The sequence below is a fragment of the Polycladomyces zharkentensis genome, assembly GCF_016938855.1.
GTDB classification, from domain to species: Bacteria; Bacillota; Bacilli; order Thermoactinomycetales; family JIR-001; genus Polycladomyces; species Polycladomyces zharkentensis.
The window spans coordinates 179,186-197,869 of record NZ_JAFHAP010000008.1 but is presented as its reverse complement, the minus strand read 5'-3'; the positions used below and the strand labels follow the sequence as shown (position 1 = coordinate 197,869).

The following is an 18,684-nucleotide window of genomic DNA, read 5'->3' as shown; positions in this document are numbered from 1 at the left end:
ATTTTTTCTGGACTACCGTTTTCCAGCCCGGGCCAAGCCATCGGCGTGTCGGATCAGATGGCGCACCCACTCTCCGAAGGAGGCAAACCGCTTATCCTTCGTCTGCCCCCTTTTCCAGCGGGCGTAGATCTGCTGCAGGATCACCGCATTTTTGAAATAGGCGAAAGTCATGTAAAAGTGCAGGGAAGAAAGGTCACGTCCGCTCTTTTGGGCATATCGCTCAATCAATTCCTCCCGGGAGACAAAGCCGGGGCAGGTGGTTACCGTGGGCAACACACGGGTCAGCTCCTCGGGATCGTCCGGCTGTACCCAGTAACTTAAAGCCACAGCCAGGTCAAAGAGGGGATCGCCGATGGTGGTCATCTCCCAATCCAGCACCGCCACAGGTTGAGCCGCATCCTCCGCATCCCACAGGATGTTGTTCAGCTTGTAATCGTTGTGGATCACCGTCGGAGCGGGACTCTCAGGCACGTTTTCCGACAGCCAGCGGACGAGGGGCGCCACTTCTGGGATTTCGTCGGTCTTCGCCTTTTCATACCGCGTGATCCACCCCTTCACTTGCCGCGCCAAAAATCCCGTGGGACGTCCCATGGAGGCCAACCCCGCTTCCCGCCAATCGATGTCATGGAGCTTCACCAAGGTGTCCACCATCGCTTCGGAAATCCGCCGGCAGAGATCCGGTGTCGGCTTCACCTCCGGGGGAAAAGCATCATCGATGACGACACCCCGCCGATGTTCCATTACATAAAAGACTGCTCCCAAGACGGAAACATCCCGGCAGATGACATAAGGCTTCGGTGCCAGAGGAAATACTGGATGCAGCTTCTCCAGCAGCATTGCTTCCCGCTCCATGTCGTGGGCCTTGGGCGGCAACGGACCCAAGGGAGGACGACGCAGCACCGCTTCCCACTCCCCGATCCGGATGAAATAGGTCAGGTTGGAAGCCCCGGTGGGATACTGCCGTACTTCCATGGGGACATCCGCCAGGCCGTCGATGTGTTCCCTTAAGAAACGAGCCACCTTTTCCCGGTCAAATTCCTCCCCTTCGCGAACGGGAATCGTCTTATCTTCCATGTGCTTCCCTCCAACCCACTTTGCTTTGTAGCGGTACAAGCAGCCCGTCTTGTAAGAAGACCAAGGTATTACTGGCCCCTACCTCCCCCGTATGACGGAAGACGTGGGTCAGCCCTTCTCGTTCAAACCACCGGCCTACCCGACCTTTTTTCAAAAGGGAAGGGATGTCTCCCCGGTGGCTGACGCCCAATTGCTGCAGCAACAGGCTGGTATCGTCCAAATCCCACCCGGTCAGGTCCATCTCCGCCAAAATGACGGCGGCGCACAAGGTATCTTCCAGGGAAACCCACCCCTGAGAGCCGGCACAGATCAGCCAGACGGTTTCGGTCTCTACCTTCTGCAAGTAACGGGCTACCGCGGGAGCGTTGCGAAGGCAGGCGATCAACAGCTCGTCAGCAGTTTTGGCGCGGTGAATCGCCCGGGTGCCGTTGGTGGTGAGATAGATGACATCTTTTCCTTTCACTTTTTCCGCGGGATATTCATCGGGAAAAGGGCCGCAATCGAATCCGTCGACAATGACGCCACCCTCCTCCCCTCCGGTCAGGAGAAGGGGGGATGCCAGTTCATCCGCCAAACGATGCGCCTCCTCCAGGCTGCCGGCGGGCAAGATCCTGCGGGCGCCAGCCTCAATGATGGCAAGAAGCGTCGTTGTCGCCAGGAGAACATCCATGACGACGGCCGTTGCCCCCGTCAGCCTGGCGGCATCAATCTCTTCTTTTTTCAGCCAAACACGCATCTTCTTTGCCAAATGCATTCAGCTCCTGTTACGTATTTGCTGCTTCCATGCTTCCTTCCTCGCCATGTCTGTGAGCCGCCGGCGAAGAAATTGCCCGTTGCCGTCTTGGGGGCCATTCATTCAGAAAGATCTCCCTGGGTACTTGTATTCGCCATCCGCTCCGTGCATGATCATCTCTTCCTCCGTCTCGTCCTTCCTGTTTCATCGTTTAAAGGCGACCGCGCCGTCGTCGACAAACAGGACGGATCCGTTGACAAAGGAAGCGTCATCGCTGGCAAGAAATGCCACCACCTTGGCCACTTCCACGGGATTCCCCGCCCTGCCGCGCATATGTGCTTTTTCCACCGCTTGCCAAACTTCAGAGCGCGCTTTCAACGGCTTCACGATCTCCGTATCCACCAGCCCCGGCGCGATGGCTACGACGCGGATGTTGTAGGGGGCCAGCTCCAAGGCAGCCGCTTTGGTCATCATCACTACCGCGCCCTTGCTTGCATGGTAGGGGAAATATTTACGGTCGGCGATAAAGCCGTAAATGGAGGCGGTGTTGATGATGACGCCTCCGTTTTCCTTCATCGCGTTTCCCGCCGCCTTGATCCCGTAGAAAACCCCGTGCTGATTGACTTCCACGGTACGGTGATACTCTTCTACCGGCAAATCCAAAAGGGACTCACGCCGATTGACGACACCGGCGTTGTTGAACATGATGTCCAACTTGCCGAAATGGCGGAGAGTATCCTGAACCAACACCTTCACACTGTCGTATTGCGAGATGTCTGCCTGGAAGAAGCGGGCAGATCCCCCTTCGGCTTCAATCTCGGCCACCGTCCGCTCACCGTTGGCCCGGTCAAGATCCGCCACTACCACCTTGGCCCCCTCCCGGATCAGCTCTTTGGCGGCGGCGCGGCCGATCCCGTTTGCCCCGCCGGTGACAATCGCCACTTTTCCCTTTAACCGCATCGCTAGAACCTCCGTTTTTCTGCAATGGAATAGAAAGTTATCCCCGGATACGGGGGGAGGTTTCGGCTACAATTGCACCTTTGTTGACGCCGAACATCTGCGCCGGGTTTTTCACAAAGATCTGATCGATCTGCCCCTCGGGAACCTTTTCTCCTTCAAGTGCGGAATGATGTTGTACCTGTTTTCCTGCGATTTGGCCAACTCCTCCGGCCAGACCGGGGGACAACGTTCACCGTGTCATCTCGTAACCTATGAGCAAGGACGACGAGTTTCTCGGAATCCAACGGCACCCCGACCAACCCTGCATGCCCATGCGGTCAAAGGCAACGGAACAACCCGTCTTCCGGACGCGGATGTGGTATCTCCATCGGTGTTCCCGTCCATGTGATCGATGAGGATGGGCTGGGACCCGCCTCTTCGACAACAAGGACTTCCGCTGGCTCCCCCCGTCACCCGTTGTGCTTAGGTCGCCGTCCGGAAGAACATGCTCATCATCCGTCATGGCGTTCTTGTCAAAGGCCGGTTTTACCGATCCCCTCGGCGTTCTGCTTGATCACATCTCGCAGATTTCCTGCTCCACATCCGAAAACTGTAGATCTTCAAGCAGGTTGGGTGTCCCTTTTAACGCTCGTCGTAGTATCCGGTGAAACAGGCGATATTGACCTCTGTCCACTCGGCAATACTTAATAAATTTGGGATTCCGGCCACAGTCATCGGGAGTGGCGTCCGTAATCGTCTTCCCCGTGGTCTTTCCCCTTGTCACTCATCACTTAACTCCATGCGGGCTATGGCCCGGCGGTGCACCTCGTCGGGGCCGTCAGCCAAACGCAGGGTACGGGCATTGGCCCACATGAAGGCGAGAGGAACATCTTCGCTGACACCGGCGGCACCGAAGGCCTGAATGGCACGGTCGATGACTTTGAGAGCCATGTTGGGAGCAACCACTTTAATCATGGCGATCTCCTTTTTCGCCACTTTGTTGCCCGCGATATCCATCATGTACGCTGCTTTCAGCGTCAGCAGGCGAGCTTGTTCAATCTCGATGCGGGAGTCGGCGATCCACTCCCGGATCACCCCTTGCTCAGACAAGGGTTTGCCGAATGCCACCCGCTCTTTGACGCGGCGAACCATCAGTTCCAAGGCGCGCTCCGCCGCCCCGATCAGGCGCATGCAGTGGTGAATCCTTCCCGGTCCCAAGCGGCCCTGGGCGATGGCAAATCCCTTGCCTTCTCCCCAGATGATGTTGGAGGCCGGCACGCGTACATTGTCAAAGGTGATCTCCGCGTGGCCGTGAGGGGCGTCATCGTAACCAAACACCGGCAGCATCCGCTCAATGCGCACTCCCGGGGTATCCAGAGGGACGATGATCATCGAATGCTGTTGGTACTTGGGCGCATCGGGATTACTCTTGCCCATCACAATGGCCACTTTGCACCGGGGATCGCCGGCACCGGAGGACCACCACTTCCGCCCGTTGATCACATACTCGTCTCCGTCACGGCGAATGCTGGTCTGGATGTTGGTGGCATCTGAAGAGGCCACATCCGGTTCCGTCATGGAAAAGCACGAACGGATCTCCCCGTTTAACAGGGGAATGAGCCACTTCTCCTTCTGCTCCTCGGTCCCATATCGCTCCAAGACCTCCATGTTGCCCGTGTCCGGGGCGGAGCAGTTAAACACCTCGGGGGCGATGGGAGAGCGTCCCATGATCTCGCACAGGGGGGCGTATTCCAAATTGCTTAAACCCGCCCCTTTGTCGCTCTCCGGCAGAAACAGGTTCCACAGTCCGGCCTCTTTGGCCTTCGCTTTCATCTCCTCCATCACCGGCGGGACGACCCACCGCGTGGGGCTTTCCCGCAGCTGTTCCACATAAATCCTTTCCGCCGGGTACACCACCTCCTCCATAAAGCGAAGCAACCGTTCTTGATACTCCTTCACCCGACCGGAATACGCGAAGTCCATCAGTCTCCATCCCTTTCTCCCATGGTTTACCGACCCTGCAGCTCCGCCAGAGAATCTTTCCGCTTCCGACAAGGAAGTACGCGGAACATATCAGGCGGCCCTTCACTCCTTCACCCACCGGAGATAAGTGGGTTGGGGGACGTCCATTTCACTCAACCCAATATATATGCAAGATGAATGCCAGTATCGATGCAGCGTTCAAGGAGTTATTAACAGAAAATTATGTTAAATATACACAGAAAGCGCAACGTCAAACGGTGAGCACAGAAATGCAGCGCGGTTAAGTATATTGTTGTGTTTCATATGGAAACAAATTTTGTTTACAAAAGAGATCCTACCAAGTGGTTTTTCGAAACGAGGGATCATCCAAAAGAAAGAATCCATATCTTTCATGTAACCAAATCATCTTTACAGAAATGGCTGTCGGAAGCGGTTTGAATCGTGGGATGAAAGACAGTTTTGTCCGTTATCCCCTTCATGGGAATTGTCAGGGGCCCAACACGAAATGTTGGCATAGTCATCGAGCTGTGCTCATGCTGCTGTCATTAGGATTTTGTACGGCATGACAGATGGTTCTGGTGACGAAGACTCCCACCGGGTAAAACCGTGAGCGTGAGTCAGGAGGAACCGGCGTACCGGTAATACCACGGGCACTTCCGTTGGTCGCAGGTACGCCGCCCATGCGTGCAGCATTGCTGCAGAACTGCATGGGACGGGGTGAAATCACACCTCTAAACACCGGGCGTTGTCCAAAGCGGAAACGGACTGTGGACGCCAACGACCCAGGAATCCCACACCTTCAGACGTGTGGACTGTTAAAGTCATCCTTCTGCTTCGCGTCAAAATGTTTACACACCTACATCATGACAACAAGCCGTGAAACCTCACCGCGATTCAGTCGATCAAATCCTTCATTGATATCCTCAAGACGCAGGCGATCAGTCAGTAACCGGTTGACCGGTAAGCGCCCCTGCTTGTACAGCTCGATCAAACGAGGAATGTCGCGTGCCGGAACACAGCTTCCAACGTAAGACCCCTTGATGGTTCGCTCTTCAGCGGTGAGCAGGACGTGCGGGAAAGAAAAATGGTGTTCCGGATGAGGCAGTCCAGCCGTGACGGTTGTGCCACCGCGACGCGTGATGGCGAAAGCAGTCTGCATGGCAGGCACTGCACCGGCGGTTTCAAATGCGAATTCCACACCGCCATCGGTAGCCGCGCGAATCAGTTGCACCACTTCCGGATCACGTGCGTCAAATGCGTCGGTGGCCCCCAGTTCCAGTGCCATCTGAAGCTTTGCGGGATTGACATCCACAGCGATGATGCGCCTTGCTCCAGCCACGAGGGCGCCAAGTACGGCGCTCAGGCCGACTCCGCCCAGACCGACAACGGCCACACTGCTGCCCACCGGGACGCGGGCGGTATTGACCACGGCTCCCACTCCGGTCATCACAGCACACCCGAAGACTGCGACTTCATCAAACGGCACTTCCGGGTCAACCTTGATCAAGGAGTTTCTTGTTACGACCGCATACTCCGCAAATCCCGATATGCCCAGATGGTGATGAATATCCATCCCGTCTTTGTGTAACCTTCTTTCCCCGGACAGCAGGGTCCCCGCGCTGTTGGCAGCACCGCCGGGTTCACAGAGGGCCGGACGTCCTTCCTGGCAAGGAAGGCAATGTCCGCAACTGGGCACAAAGGCGCAGACCACATGATCGCCAGGTCGGAGGTCGGTTACACCAGGCCCCACTTCCACGACCTCACCGGCTGCTTCGTGACCCAGCGCCATCGGCATCGGACGGGGCCGGCTGCCGTTAATGACGGACAGGTCCGAATGGCACAAACCGGCGGCACGTATGCGAATCAGCACTTCGCCCACTTTGGGCGGGTCAAGGTCGAGCGTTTCGATTCGAAGCGGCCGACTGTCCTTGTAAGGAGACGGCAGGTTCATTTCATACAGAACGGCGGCGCGAATTTTCATTTGAAAGTCCCTCCTTTATGAGGTTCGTCATATCCTTCCGTGGATTTCCGGCACGTAAATGACTCGAATCATGACGAAACCCATTTTCGGACTGGGTCAACCATAAAACGGGATGTTTTTGTGATCACCGTTTCCAGAGACAAAGTGTTGCTTGCCGGAATCGCCCCTGGTTTGGCCAATTCGTCCAATTGGCGTCAAATCTTTCCGACATTGCTTCGATGACAAGATCTGCCGTATCCTCATCCTCCAGCCGATCGGTAATTCAGGATCTATCTGAACCCGTTCAGCGAAGATGTTGCTCCAGTTGTATCCGAATGTGCGGCGGAATTGGTTCCGGTTTTTGCTCCACAAAATTGTAATGGACGTATGTGCACTCTCCCCGCGCTCGCAATTCATTGTCTTGATACAACTCCTCCTGTATTTGAAAACTTGTATTGCCAATTTTCTTGATCCACGTTTGTATCTCCACTTCCCGACCATAGAAAGTTTCTTTTACAAAGTCTATGTTCATGTTCACCAAGACCAATTTCCAATTCTGAAATGACAAATCAGGTGTGAATAAACGAAAAATTTCATCGCGACCTGATTCAAACCAAATCGGAATGGTCGTGTTATTGATGTGACCGACTCCATCTGTCTCGGATACACGCGGACGAATCCTCGTGACAAACATGGATCAATCCCCCCTTTTTCCCTTTTTGTCGTTGACAGGATTTGGACTTTACTTTCCAAATGCTTGCTGTAAATGGGTGATGATGAGCTCCCAAGCATCTTCCGCCAATTCCAATGGGCCGGAGTGTGTAAACCCGTGAACGGCACCTTCGTAGCGTTTGTGACTCACAGCTATGCCTGCTTCTCTTAGCCGCTGCGCATACCGCTCTGCTTCCGGGGCTAGAGAATCGAACTCCGCCGTGATGATGAGAGCGGAAGGCAACCCCGCCAGTGACTCCGCATAAATCGGCGAGGCGAGCGGGTTGCGCGCCTGCTCCGGTGACGGCAGGTAACAGCCGTTGAAAATGGCGGCCAACCATGGTGGGATGGCTTGAGGATGCGTCGGTTTCTCATAAGGATCGGTCGCCAGATCAAGCGGCGGATAGTCCAATATTTGCAATGTGATTGGAAATTCGCTTCGTTCGCGTGCAAGGAGGCAAATCGCGGCAGCCAAATTGCCGCCGGCGCTGTGACCGCCAACCGCAATCCGCTCCCTGTTGATCCCCAACTGCCCAGGTTGGTCGTACATCCATCTGATGACGCCGTAACCTTCCTCCAGAGCAGTGGGAAATGGATGCTCCGGCGCCAACCGATAATCCACATTCACAACCACACAATCCGCCCGGTCGGCAATCACGCGACACCATACGTCGTCCATTTCCGCACTGCCAAGTATGAAGCCGCCCCCATGAAAATTGACATAGACCGGTAATGATCCTTCAGACGAACGAAGTGGCCGGTACACGAGTACGCGGGAGTCACCCACAGGTGTCGGAACAAACCGCTCTTCAAACTGCACCTTCGGAACGGTTGAAGGACGTAGAGCATACTTGGCCATCTGCGACTTCGCTCTCCATCGAATAATGGCTGCCAGCGTTTTTTCTTTGAAGGTTGCCATTGTATATACCTCTTTCCTTTTACTGATGGGATCAAGCCGATTGGCCTAGACCGGTTTCTTCGCCTCTTTAAATGGCCAGGAGGGCAGATTTTTGCGGAGTTCCTTGTCTTTTCGGTAACCCAATGCGTATTCTGCTTGCATCACTTGATGAATCTCTCTGGTTCCTTCATAAATAACGAGGGCTTTTGCGTTTCTCATATACCGCTCTACCGGGAACTCATGGGAATAGCCGTTGGCCCCGTGAATTTGGACCGCATCCACGGCAGCATTGAATGCGGCATCACAAGCGACCCATTTGGCGAGGGAAGTTTCCCGGGTATTGCGGATCCCTTTGTTTTTCATCCAGCCGACTCGGTAAACCAGAAGTTTGGAGGCTTCGTAGCCTGCCACCATTTTGGCGATCATTTGCTGAACCAGTTGATGTTTCCCGATGGATTGCCCGAAGGTTTCCCGTTCATGGGTATACTTGACGCTCGCTTCGATACAGGCGTCAATCAATCCGACAGCCCCGGCGGCAACACTGAAGCGTCCGTTATCCAAAGCGGACATGGCTATTTTGAAACCTTCGCCCTCTTCACCTACGAGATTCTCAGCAGGGACGCGTACGTCCTCCATGAAAATTTCACCCGTATTCCCGGCGCGGATGCCCAGTTTATTCTTGAATCCACGGGTTGTGACCCCGGGATAGGCCCGTTCCACGATGAAGCAGGAGATTCCACGGTGTCCTTGATCCGGAGAGGTTTTGGCAAAGATCAGGAAATGATCGGCGACATCGCACAGAGAGATCCAGGTTTTACTCCCATTTAAAATGTAGGAGTCCCCATCCTTGATGGCCCGGGTCTGAATGGCGGCCACATCGGACCCGGCATTCGGTTCCGTTAAACCAAAGGCACCCACTTTCTTCCCTTGCGCCTGTGGCTTCAAATACTTTTCTTTCTGAAATTCATCTCCCCATTGCAACAGCGTCATGCTGTTCAGCGCCGTGTGAACGGAGACGAGTGTTCGGAAGGCGGTGTCTCCGCGCTCCAGTTCGGAACAGACAATGGCAAAGGTGATGTAGTCCATGCCTTGGCCACCGTACTGTTCCGGGATGCAGACACCCATGAGTCCGAGAGCTGCCAATTTATCGATGATGCTGGCTTCAAAGTGTTGCTCTGCATCCCATTTTTCGATGTTCGGCATGATTTCCCGATCCACGAATTTACGTACCAGCTTCTTGACAGACAATTGGTCTTCCGAATATGAGAAGTCAAACATGCGATTCACTCCTTATCCCACCAGGCGAGCCAACCGCTGGGTTCCGCCCGCTCCCGGAATAATGGACAAACTGAGCTCCGGAAAGCCAACTTGGCATTTTCCTGTGCAATCCGCAGATCGCATGCCATGGTCAACTCACATCCTCCCCCCAACGAATAACCGTTGACCACAGCAATGGTCAGTTTCTCGTACTGCTCGATCTCATCAATCAAACCCCGGCTTGTATATCAATGACCGGATTTGCTCCCCGGAAACGGCTCATCCAACAGCAACGATCCCCACGTTGACCACATCCCCGTTCCTCGGGCTGCCCTGCCGACGAAGGCAGACCCGGAGACGAATTGTCGGATGGCCGGCATCTTTTTGTTCCTCCCCATCAGACGTATTCCTTCTTCAATTGCGCGGCAATGATGTTGCGCTGAATTTCCGACGTCCCTTCATAGATCCGCGTAATTCGGGCGTCCCGGTAAAACCGCTCCACCGGAAACTCTTTCATGTAACCCATTCCGCCGAAAATCTGTACCGCCCGATCCGCGATGCGATTGTACACCTCCGAAGCATACAATTTCACCGCCGCCGATTCCTTGATGACTTTCTTCCCCTGATCCACCATGGCAGTCACCCGATACAAAAAGCTCCTCAACGTTTCAATCTCCAGATACATGTCCGCCAACATGTGTTGGATGGCCTGATTCTCAAAGATGGGTTTTCCGAATTGTTTCCGCTGCATGGCGTAATCCATGGAAAGTTCCAACAATTTCTCGCAAGACCCCAGGCAGCGGGCGGCCAGTGAGGCCCGACCGTTGGCCAGGATTTTCAATGCGTTAACATACCCTTCTCCCTCCGCTCCCAGGCGGTTTGCCACCGGCACCTCGCATTCCTCGAAAAACAACTGGCAGGTGTGGGAACCACGTAGTCCCATTTTCACATCCGACGGACCTCGACTGAACCCCGGGAAATCACTTTCCACCAAAAAGGAGGTGATCCCCTTGGCACCCTTGGCGGGATCGGTACTGGCCATGACGGTGATCACACGGGCTTCCGGACCGTTGGTGATAAAGTGTTTCATCCCGTTTAGCACATAGCAATCCCCCTTGCGTTCAGCACGGGTGCGCAGGTTGGCCGCATGCGATCCCGCCTCGGGTTCGGACAGAGCAAACGCACCGATCCATTCTCCCGTCGCCATTTTCGGCAGGAACCGCTGCTTCTGTTCTTCCGTTCCCAACTCCACGATTCCGACGGTTCCGATACCGGTGTGAGCGCCGATGAGACTGGTGAAACCGTTATGGGTTTTTCCGAGTTCCTCCAACAAAAGGCACTTCTCCGTCATATTCAGGCCCAACCCACCGTATTCCTCGGGAATGGAAAGACCGAACAATCCCAGTTCCTTTGCTTGCTCCACGACATCCTCAGGAATACGGTCTTCTTCTTCAATCATCTGCGCGACCGGTTCGACCACTTCCTTCACAAAATCCCTGACCACTGTCTGCAGCTGCCGGATTTCGGGTTTGACCACAAGTTCCAATACGCTCACCCTCACTTTGCAAGCTCTTCTTCTTTGCAGGGAATGCGCCGTCCCCGCTCATCGTACCGGTAAACGCCCTGTCCGGTCTTCACCCAAACAATCTCCCTCCCCATCACTCCCGCACCGCCGATACCGATCCTCCCTCCTTTCACTTTCTATTCGTTCCACAATGATGGCGATTCCTTGTCCCACTCCGATGCACATGGTCACCAATCCATAACGGACTTGGCGGCGTTTCATCTCGTACAGTAGAAAACCGCGTGCTTCCCAATGGGGGCCGATCGCAATGGGACCACCGTTCACATGGCATTTTTCTGTGGGTATGTTTCATTCGCGCATGCACACCACCGCCTGGGCGGCAAAAGCCTCGTTCAATTCGACCAAGTCAATTTCGTCCATCGTCAAACCTGCCCGCTCCGACTATCCAGCAACCTCTCACCGTTTCGCACCTCCCGCTCCCTTTTTCACGCAAAAGCCATGCCACATGACGTTTCCCCAAACACCCCAAAAAGGGGGGGCATCATTCATCTCCATATAAGTCAAAAAATAAGTCAATTTCGGTTTATAAACCGAAATTGACTTAAGAGGAACTTCTTTCTCTGATACCGTATTTGTAAGCCTTCCGCATGGCTGTGGACTGGCTGATTCCCAAATGTTGCGCCACCTGATAAGAACTGTGGAACCGTTCATAGGCTTCGGCCAAAATCTCGCGCTCCAGGTGCGAGAGGAAGTCGTTCAAAGATTGAAAGGAACGGTTGAAGCCCGACAGGTTGTAGATTTCCCCGTTGATCTCCGGTACAATCTCCCGGGATCGTCCGCCGCGGGATTCAACGTTTTGATTTTCCCGTATTTCCGGAATATATTCCGGTCGAATCGCATCCTCCGGACAGGTGATGACCAGCCGTTCCACCATATTGGCCAGCTCCCGGACATTTCCCGGCCACTCGTATTCCTGAAGTTTCTCGAAAACGTCTTGGACAAAATAACACGACTTGCGGTATTTACGGTTAAACTTGTCCAGAAAGTGAATCAGCAACGGTTTAATGTCGTTTTTTCGCCGTCGGAGGGGAGGGATTTCAATTGGAACCACGCTGATCCTGTAATACAGGTCCTCCCTGAACGCTCCTTTTTTCACCATTTCTTTTAAATCGCGGTTCGTTGCCGCAATGATTCTCACGTTGACTTGAACGGACCGTGTCCCCCCCACTCTTCGGACCTTTTTTTCCTGAATCACGCGCAGGAGCTTTACTTGCATCTCCAGAGGGAGCTCCCCGATTTCATCCAAAAACAGGGTTCCATTCTCGGCCAACTCGAACATTCCCGGTTTCCCTTTTTTTCGGGCTCCGGTGAAGGCACCTCCCTCGTACCCGAACAATTCGGATTCGATCAGTTCCTTCGGGATCGCGCCGCAATTAACGGTAATAAAGGAACCGCTTTCATATCGGTTGCTGTTTTTATGGATCATCTGAGCGAAAACTTCTTTGCCCACGCCGGATTCCCCCAACAGCAAAACCGTCGCGTCAGTAGCGGCCACTTTCATTGCCAGATGATAGGCCTGCTGCATGGCCACATCGTTCATCACAATGGAGGGTTCTTCTTTCAGGCATAACTTCCTCAGTTCGGACAGTTCATTCCGGTATCGCTCCGACAGCTTGCGCGTTTCGTCCAGTTCATCCCGGAGGCGATTTAATTCGGTCACATCCCGGATATTGGTAATCACCCGTACAACCCGGCCCTCGTTGTCAAAGACCGGATTCCCCGTAATGATGAGCACTTTCCCTCGTTTATTGGCCTGTACCGTGCTGACGGTTTTTCCTGTTTTCAACACTTCCAGCGTCACAGACTTTTTCAATATGCCCCTTTTTTCCAGATACCGAACGTCTTTCCCGATATAATACTCCTTTGGAATTCCCGTCAGTCTTTCAATCGCTGAGTTTGTATGGAGCGTGATCCCGTTATGGTCCGTAATGTAGATACAGTCATAGGAGTTTTCAATGAGCGTGTCCAAATCCAATTCGTTGGGCGACGGCAGAGGAGCATGTCCTTCAGTGGAGACCTTTTCCAACAAGTAAAGACGCCAACCCTTCGGTTCATCCAGCACACCGTAACGAACCCTGTATCTCTCGCCGTCGATCTGTTGAAGTCCGGGATGTTCCCTTGAGGAAGTTGCCTGAATGAACGAATCCCAGGATCGACCATCCGGATTTTTCTGTTCCACCAGTTGGAGCAACTCTCGGTTTCCGTAGCGGATCATCCCCGAGTCATCCACAACTGCCATGGGGCAGGGTGTTTGGTGCCAAAGATGCTTCCAATCGTGAAGTTTCTCAGCCATCGTCCATCCCCTTACCAAGTAAAATCCCGATCGTCAATCTCTTTTTCCCGGTTCTCCAATGATAAAGAACGAGCGGGAAAACCCGGCCCTTTGGGTTGAGATGAAAGGAGCGTCGGACAATGAAAGGCTTCAGCCCTCTCGCTAAGTCGGTACCCTTTTGATCAATTCAGAAAATGCCGGTAAAACCCCGTATAATACAATTATACGAAAAATCGCACAAAATGAGGTGTGTGAATCATTGAACTTTCGGCCGATATTTTGGCGTTTAGGCCCCCTTTTATTTTCATGGCAGGCTAAAACCACGCTTTTTTGTTGTAATGCTGTTTCATCATCATGAGAGCGAACTGTCGCTGGGAACGTTCCGCACCAAAAAAGCGTGCGATCGAACGGGATATCGTGCAGGCACTCGAAGCGATTGTTCAGTCCCGAAGATAAAAAAAGCGCATCAAACAGAAATCAAAGCCGTCTCCTTGATCAGGAGACGGCTTGTTATATGATCACGGAATCCGATCCGACTTCGCCACTTTCGCCCTTCCTCCAAGATGTTGATCCAGCAGATGGAGCAAATAGCGAAGACGCACGTGATAGGTGTGATCCCGCAGCGTGCGTTGATAGGATTTGACCGCGATCCGTTTTCGCTCGTCGTCATGTGAGAGATAGTAGTTGATTTTCCGTTTGAGATCCTGGATGTTTTGGAAACAGACCATCTCCTGTCCCGGTACGTAAAACCGCTTGAGATCCCGACGGCAGGTGAGCAGTTGGAAAGAGCGGCAGGCCGCAATCTCAAACGTTCGGTTGTTGGGAGAATAGGCGGGGAGGTTGCGATGGTTATCCCGCCGATCGTTATGGGTGCGATGGATGTTGAGTACGATCTTGGCACCGCTGTAGTATTTGACCACTTCCGACGGCGGGATGGGTTGATTGCGGATGCGGTGCTTCAGCTTGTGATAGTTTTTCAACCGCTCCCACCATTGACCGATGATAATAAACCGTTTTTTCAGTAAGAACGGCGTCATCTGATCGAAAAAATGCAACCGAACGGGAAACGCGCTTCCCACAAAGCAAATATCGGACCGGTATTTGGATGGTACCCTGACCGGACGGTACTTGGCCGGGTTGACGGCCAAAGGGAGATGGAACGCCTTTTTCCCCATGCTTCGGTAAAAGGATACACTGCCGGAATCCTGCGTAAACACGAACGGATACGGTTTCACCAGTTGTTCGTGTGTCTTCAGTCGATACGGATCATCCACCACCCAGATCCCGAAGGGCACCCGAAATTTGCGAAGTTGTTGGACGGCGGCAGTTGGTAAGCGATAACCACGAAAAACCAAAATAAAATCGGGGCGAAAGGAAGCCAGTTTTGTCGACAGCCGCTTCAGCGGTTCCCGTTGGAGAAGAAACGTATCAAAGTGGAAATCCGGTGTGGTTTTGGCAATCTCCCGAAAAGCGCTGATGATGTTTTCGTCTTCATCGGACAAGTAGTGTTGAAAGTGAAACCCGCAACCGGAAGAAACATAGAATAAACGCATAGGGATTCTTGCCCTTCCTCCCCTTTCTGTAAGAGGATGCGCGACTACACCATTATATTTGGTCCGCCTCGGTCCCGTTCGGCTCCCTTGGAAAAACCCTCGTTTGTCCTGTCCCTCCGTTGATCCGCCCGTTTGGTGCGGGAGTGGAACCCGCTTTCCGGTCCTATCATACGCTATAGGGAGATGCCGGCCCGTCTGCCTGACTGAGAACAAGAGAAAGAACGAACCGTTTCCCGGCCAAGTCACAATACGCAAACTGTTTGCCGCATCAATCAGACTGAGCAGACACCCTGCTCGTTGACGGGTCAGATGTTGGCTGACAGGCTCAAAGGCAGGTGATCCCGTGTGAAGATTCTGATGATCGCCATCGATACGTTGCGTGCTGATCGTCTCGGTTGTTACGGTTACAACAAACCCAACATGACCCCGCATATCGATCAGCTTGCAAAGAACGGTGTACTGTTTGAACGTTGCATCGCAGAAAACAATGTGACCCAAAGCTCTTTTGTCACGATGATGACCGGAAAATCTCCCTACCAACACGGTATCGTCAATATGAAGCCGACTACCATCTCTTCCCGGCTCATTCCCCTGAGCCAGATCCTGAAAAAAAATGGCTACCGAACGGCCGCCGTCGACTGCAATACGCGCATCACCGGCAAGTTCAACCCGTGGTTCAAACAGGGATACCAGACATATATCGATCCTGCCGGACCAGGAAAAACCCATCTCACCGTACCTGCACATGAAATCAACCGACACGCGCTCGGTTGGTTGCAAAATCACAGACGGGAAAAAGACTGGTTCTTGTTTGTTCATTACTGGGACCCGCATTTTCCCTATTTGCCGCAACCGTCTTTCAGCCGGATGCATGTCCGCTCTCCCCGACAGCTCCAACAGGCACCCGGGTTGAACACCGTTCTTCGGGAGCCGCTGTGGAGCTTCATCCGTCGTTGGAGCAAAGAGATCAACAATCCTCAACATATCAATGAATTGTACGATGCCGCCGTCAGCCAGGCGGACGATGCCGTCGGTCAATTGGTATCGCATTTGAGAGATTGGGGGATATGGGAAAATACCCTTGTCATCCTGGTATCCGATCACGGTGAAAGCTTGGGAGAACACCGCATTTACTATGATCACCACGGTTTGTACGAACCCACCATCCATGTTCCGCTCATCCTCTCCTGCCCTGCCAAGCTACCCGCCCAACGACGCATTCCCGACCTTGTCCAGCATGCCGACCTCCTGCCCACCATTCTCGACATCGCCGGCATCCCCATACCGCGACACATCCAACCGTTGGACGGATTTTCCATGGTTCCCACAATCAAAGGAAAAGCGAAAAACGTACGCCCCTTCGCCATTTCATGCGAGGCCAACTGGCAGTTGAAACGGAGCATTCGGACACCGCATTGGAAACTGATTCAGTCGCTGGAACCGGACGTCTACGGCAATCCGCGGTATGAACTGTACAACCTGAAGCTGGACCCGAAAGAAACGAAAAATCTCATACAACGCGCCCCCAAAGTGGCCAAACGACTGCATGCCAACATGACCCGGTGGATTCGACTCAAGTTGACAAAATACAAGCGAAAGGACCCCCTGTCCCGCGGAGTGAAAGTGCGCCTGCACAGACAAACGGCGGCAGAAGAGGAAAAAGTGAAGAAACGTCTGAGTGAGTTGGGATATTGAACCCCTCACACATCAAAAAAACCCACCGTCACGGGCGGGTTTTTTTGATGTCGGGATGTGGCCCCAAACGGATGGGTATCGTTTTTCCCTGCATCCCCTTTCTCCGCGGAATACCGAATTCGCGCAAGATTGTCGGTGCGACGTCCATCAGGTGCAACCTGTTCAGGGCACGCGGTTCATCTCTGACGGGCGCTCCTTTTTTGGCGGCGATGAAAATCCCTTCATAATCATGATTGGCTCCGTCGGGTCCCGTGTCGTTTTCATACACGAACAAGCTGCCCATACCGACACTTCCCACTGACCGCCAATACAGATCACCGAAATAGATCAAGAGATCCGGCGGGATGTTGCGTGTGACGACATACTTCCTCTCCGGTTTGATCACCCGTGTCTTGAACGGATTCCCTTTTTCGTCCTTCATTGTACGCAACTCTCGTACAATCCGATTTCGCAGCCACTCATACCGGGAACGCGGTACGATCCCGTGCGGTTCCCGTCCCTTTACATTGATACACAACCGTCCGTAATAGCCGCCGTAGCCCCATGCGCGTGTCTGTTTCCAATCAACCAGTTCGGGGGTGAGCGGTGTGGGTTGGTTCACGGGTTTTTTCAGCTTCAAGAGTCCCTGCCGGATCAGCCATTCGTTGATACAGAAACCGCCGTCCATCCGTTTGGCGCCATGATCGGATACTACCATCACGACAGTATCGTCGTCGACGAGTTCCAGTAACTGTCCGATCTCGCGATCCACAAACCGGTAATACTCCCGAATGGCGTCTTTGTACGGGGAAGAACGGTACAATACGTGCTGCTCATCCATGTAGTGCCAGAACGCGTGATGAATCCGGTCCGTCCCCATTTCGACCATCATAAAGAAATCCCATGGTTTGTTTTGAATCAAATAGCGTGCCGTGGCAAAACGGATACGTGTCATCTCATAGATTCGCTCCAACAGTGACCCTACATCATGGGTACGGAAATTGTCCACGTCGAATTGGTATGCTCCCACTTCCCGCTCGATTTCCTTCGCCAGCTTGGCCGGAAAGGTGTGTGGATATGACCGATCCGGTGTAAGGAAACAAGAGATCAGACAGCCGCGGATCGGCTTGGGTGGATAGGATGGCGGCACGCCGATGACGATGGAGCGCAGTCCGTGTTTCCCCAGAATGTCCCAAACAGTCGGTTCACGCAGATCCGTGCTGTCCACGATCCGGTTTCCTCCATATCCATAACGGACACGGTTGCGAAACCCGTAAAACCCCAATTGTCCGGGATCCTTGCTGGTTACCATCGAGGCCCATGCCGGTACGGTGATCGGCGGATCGGTACTCCGCAGACGTCCGGAAACGCCGCTGTAAATCAGTCGCTTTAAATGGGGCAACTCATCGGTCCATCGTTCAAACACCAATTCCGGCGCGGCGCAATCCAGCCCGATCACCATCACTTTTTTCGTTTTCACGCTCCCTCCCCTTCCATTGGCAAAATATATCCCTGTCTCTCCAAGTATCGAAGCAGTTTTTCCACACTCTCATCCACGGTCTCCCGTTGTGTATCCAAGATCAGTTCGGGGTTCTCCGGCTCTTCGTAGGGATCGCTCACACCGGTGAATTGCGGAATTTCCCCCCGAAAGGCACGGGCGTACAATCCTTTCACGTCCCGTCTCGCGCATTCTTCCAACGGGCATCGGACATAAACTTCGACAAAAGATGGGATATGACGACGGGCATACGCTCGTATCTCCCGATACGGTGAAATGAGCGCGGCCAATACGATGATGCCGTGATATGTCAACAGTTCAGCCACATAAGTCACCCGTTCCACCTGCGTAAAACGGTCCGCTTTGGAAAACCCCAAATCTTTGTTCAATCGTTCCCGAACCGTATCCCCGTCCAACAGTTGAACGGGTTGTCCGCGCTGGTTCAGTTTGGCTTCCGCCATTTTGGCGATGGTCGTCTTGCCTGATCCGGACAAGCCGGTTAACCAGACAGTCACACCTTTTGATCCCATGGGTCACCCTCCCGTCT

At 53.6% G+C, this 18,684-nt stretch carries 15 protein-coding genes and 2 pseudogenes; 1 reads left to right on the top strand and 16 read right to left on the bottom strand.

Annotated elements, in window-relative coordinates:
• Window positions 1–12: 12 nt before the first annotated feature.
• The 14 genes and pseudogenes from JQC72_RS08145 to JQC72_RS08085 form a co-directional block, all read right to left on the bottom strand.
• Window positions 13–1,074 carry a phosphotransferase family protein gene (locus JQC72_RS08145; RefSeq protein WP_205494638.1) on the bottom strand — a complete coding sequence of 354 codons (1,062 nt, stop codon included), beginning with the start codon at window positions 1,072–1,074 and terminating at the stop codon, window positions 13–15.
• Entirely contained in the window at window positions 1,064–1,822 is a 759-nt protein-coding gene (locus JQC72_RS08140; protein ID WP_205494636.1) for a 2-phosphosulfolactate phosphatase, read from the bottom strand. The genes JQC72_RS08145 and JQC72_RS08140 overlap by 11 nt, the downstream gene beginning before the upstream one ends.
• A 189-nt stretch (window positions 1,823–2,011) precedes the next feature.
• Window positions 2,012–2,767, bottom strand: coding sequence for an SDR family NAD(P)-dependent oxidoreductase (locus JQC72_RS08135; protein ID WP_205494634.1), 756 nt, complete (start codon window positions 2,765–2,767; stop codon window positions 2,012–2,014).
• A gap of 759 nt (window positions 2,768–3,526) precedes the next feature.
• Window positions 3,527–4,729 (bottom strand): acyl-CoA dehydrogenase, encoded by a 1,203-nt coding sequence (locus JQC72_RS08130; RefSeq protein WP_205494632.1) that lies wholly within the window; start codon window positions 4,727–4,729, stop codon window positions 3,527–3,529.
• Window positions 4,730–5,585: 856 nt separating this feature from the next.
• Window positions 5,586–6,710 (bottom strand): zinc-dependent alcohol dehydrogenase family protein, encoded by a 1,125-nt coding sequence (locus JQC72_RS08125; protein WP_205494630.1) that lies wholly within the window; start codon window positions 6,708–6,710, stop codon window positions 5,586–5,588.
• A gap of 283 nt (window positions 6,711–6,993) precedes the next feature.
• Window positions 6,994–7,383: an acyl-CoA thioesterase gene (locus JQC72_RS08120; protein ID WP_205494628.1), complete on the bottom strand. Its 390-nt coding sequence runs from the start codon at window positions 7,381–7,383 to the stop codon at window positions 6,994–6,996.
• A 48-nt stretch (window positions 7,384–7,431) separates the two neighbouring features.
• Entirely contained in the window at window positions 7,432–8,319 is an 888-nt protein-coding gene (locus JQC72_RS08115) for an alpha/beta hydrolase (RefSeq protein WP_205494626.1), read from the bottom strand.
• 45 nt (window positions 8,320–8,364) lie between these two features.
• Window positions 8,365–9,576 carry an acyl-CoA dehydrogenase family protein gene (locus tag JQC72_RS08110; RefSeq protein WP_205494624.1) on the bottom strand — a complete coding sequence of 404 codons (1,212 nt, stop codon included), beginning with the start codon at window positions 9,574–9,576 and terminating at the stop codon, window positions 8,365–8,367.
• A 15-nt stretch (window positions 9,577–9,591) separates the two neighbouring features.
• Window positions 9,592–9,761, bottom strand: a pseudogene (locus tag JQC72_RS08105) (enoyl-CoA hydratase-related protein); the annotation flags it as partial.
• 42 nt (window positions 9,762–9,803) lie between these two features.
• On the bottom strand, window positions 9,804–9,935 hold the full coding sequence (locus JQC72_RS16495; protein WP_302104607.1) for a hypothetical protein: 132 nt from the start codon (window positions 9,933–9,935) through the stop codon (window positions 9,804–9,806).
• Window positions 9,936–9,952: 17 nt separating this feature from the next.
• Window positions 9,953–11,101: an acyl-CoA dehydrogenase family protein gene (locus JQC72_RS08100; protein ID WP_205495300.1), complete on the bottom strand. Its 1,149-nt coding sequence runs from the start codon at window positions 11,099–11,101 to the stop codon at window positions 9,953–9,955.
• 57 nt (window positions 11,102–11,158) lie between these two features.
• A pseudogene (locus tag JQC72_RS08095) lies at window positions 11,159–11,506 on the bottom strand (hypothetical protein).
• Window positions 11,507–11,681: 175 nt separating this feature from the next.
• Window positions 11,682–13,433: a sigma-54 interaction domain-containing protein gene (locus JQC72_RS08090; protein WP_205494622.1), complete on the bottom strand. Its 1,752-nt coding sequence runs from the start codon at window positions 13,431–13,433 to the stop codon at window positions 11,682–11,684.
• 497 nt (window positions 13,434–13,930) lie between these two features.
• Complete coding sequence (locus tag JQC72_RS08085; RefSeq protein WP_205494618.1) at window positions 13,931–14,965, bottom strand: CgeB family protein; 1,035 nt, start codon at window positions 14,963–14,965, stop codon at window positions 13,931–13,933.
• 345 nt (window positions 14,966–15,310) lie between these two features.
• Between JQC72_RS08085 and JQC72_RS08080 the strand changes: the two genes are divergently transcribed.
• Complete coding sequence (locus tag JQC72_RS08080; protein WP_205494617.1) at window positions 15,311–16,660, top strand: sulfatase family protein; 1,350 nt, start codon at window positions 15,311–15,313, stop codon at window positions 16,658–16,660.
• A 28-nt stretch (window positions 16,661–16,688) separates the two neighbouring features.
• Here the strand turns inward: JQC72_RS08080 and JQC72_RS08075 are convergent, their stop codons facing one another.
• On the bottom strand, window positions 16,689–18,119 hold the full coding sequence (locus tag JQC72_RS08075) for an alkaline phosphatase family protein (protein ID WP_335342415.1): 1,431 nt from the start codon (window positions 18,117–18,119) through the stop codon (window positions 16,689–16,691).
• Window positions 18,116–18,667, bottom strand: coding sequence for an adenylyl-sulfate kinase (gene cysC / locus JQC72_RS08070; protein ID WP_205494616.1), 552 nt, complete (start codon window positions 18,665–18,667; stop codon window positions 18,116–18,118). The genes JQC72_RS08075 and cysC overlap by 4 nt, the downstream gene beginning before the upstream one ends.
• Window positions 18,668–18,684: the final 17 nt, after the last annotated feature.

Coding starts and splice junctions, on each gene's coding strand:
- JQC72_RS08145 (WP_205494638.1), bottom strand. CDS start 1,074: ATGGAAGATAAGACGATTCCCGTTCGCGAAGGGGAGGAATTTGACCGG.
- JQC72_RS08135 (WP_205494634.1), bottom strand. CDS start 2,767: ATGCGGTTAAAGGGAAAAGTGGCGATTGTCACCGGCGGGGCAAACGGG.
- JQC72_RS08130 (WP_205494632.1), bottom strand. CDS start 4,729: ATGGACTTCGCGTATTCCGGTCGGGTGAAGGAGTATCAAGAACGGTTG.
- JQC72_RS08125 (WP_205494630.1), bottom strand. CDS start 6,710: ATGAAAATTCGCGCCGCCGTTCTGTATGAAATGAACCTGCCGTCTCCT.
- JQC72_RS08120 (WP_205494628.1), bottom strand. CDS start 7,383: ATGTTTGTCACGAGGATTCGTCCGCGTGTATCCGAGACAGATGGAGTC.
- JQC72_RS08115 (WP_205494626.1), bottom strand. CDS start 8,319: ATGGCAACCTTCAAAGAAAAAACGCTGGCAGCCATTATTCGATGGAGA.
- JQC72_RS08110 (WP_205494624.1), bottom strand. CDS start 9,576: ATGTTTGACTTCTCATATTCGGAAGACCAATTGTCTGTCAAGAAGCTG.
- JQC72_RS16495 (WP_302104607.1), bottom strand. CDS start 9,935: ATGCCGGCCATCCGACAATTCGTCTCCGGGTCTGCCTTCGTCGGCAGG.
- JQC72_RS08090 (WP_205494622.1), bottom strand. CDS start 13,433: ATGGCTGAGAAACTTCACGATTGGAAGCATCTTTGGCACCAAACACCC.
- JQC72_RS08085 (WP_205494618.1), bottom strand. CDS start 14,965: ATGCGTTTATTCTATGTTTCTTCCGGTTGCGGGTTTCACTTTCAACAC.
- cysC (WP_205494616.1), bottom strand. CDS start 18,667: ATGGGATCAAAAGGTGTGACTGTCTGGTTAACCGGCTTGTCCGGATCA.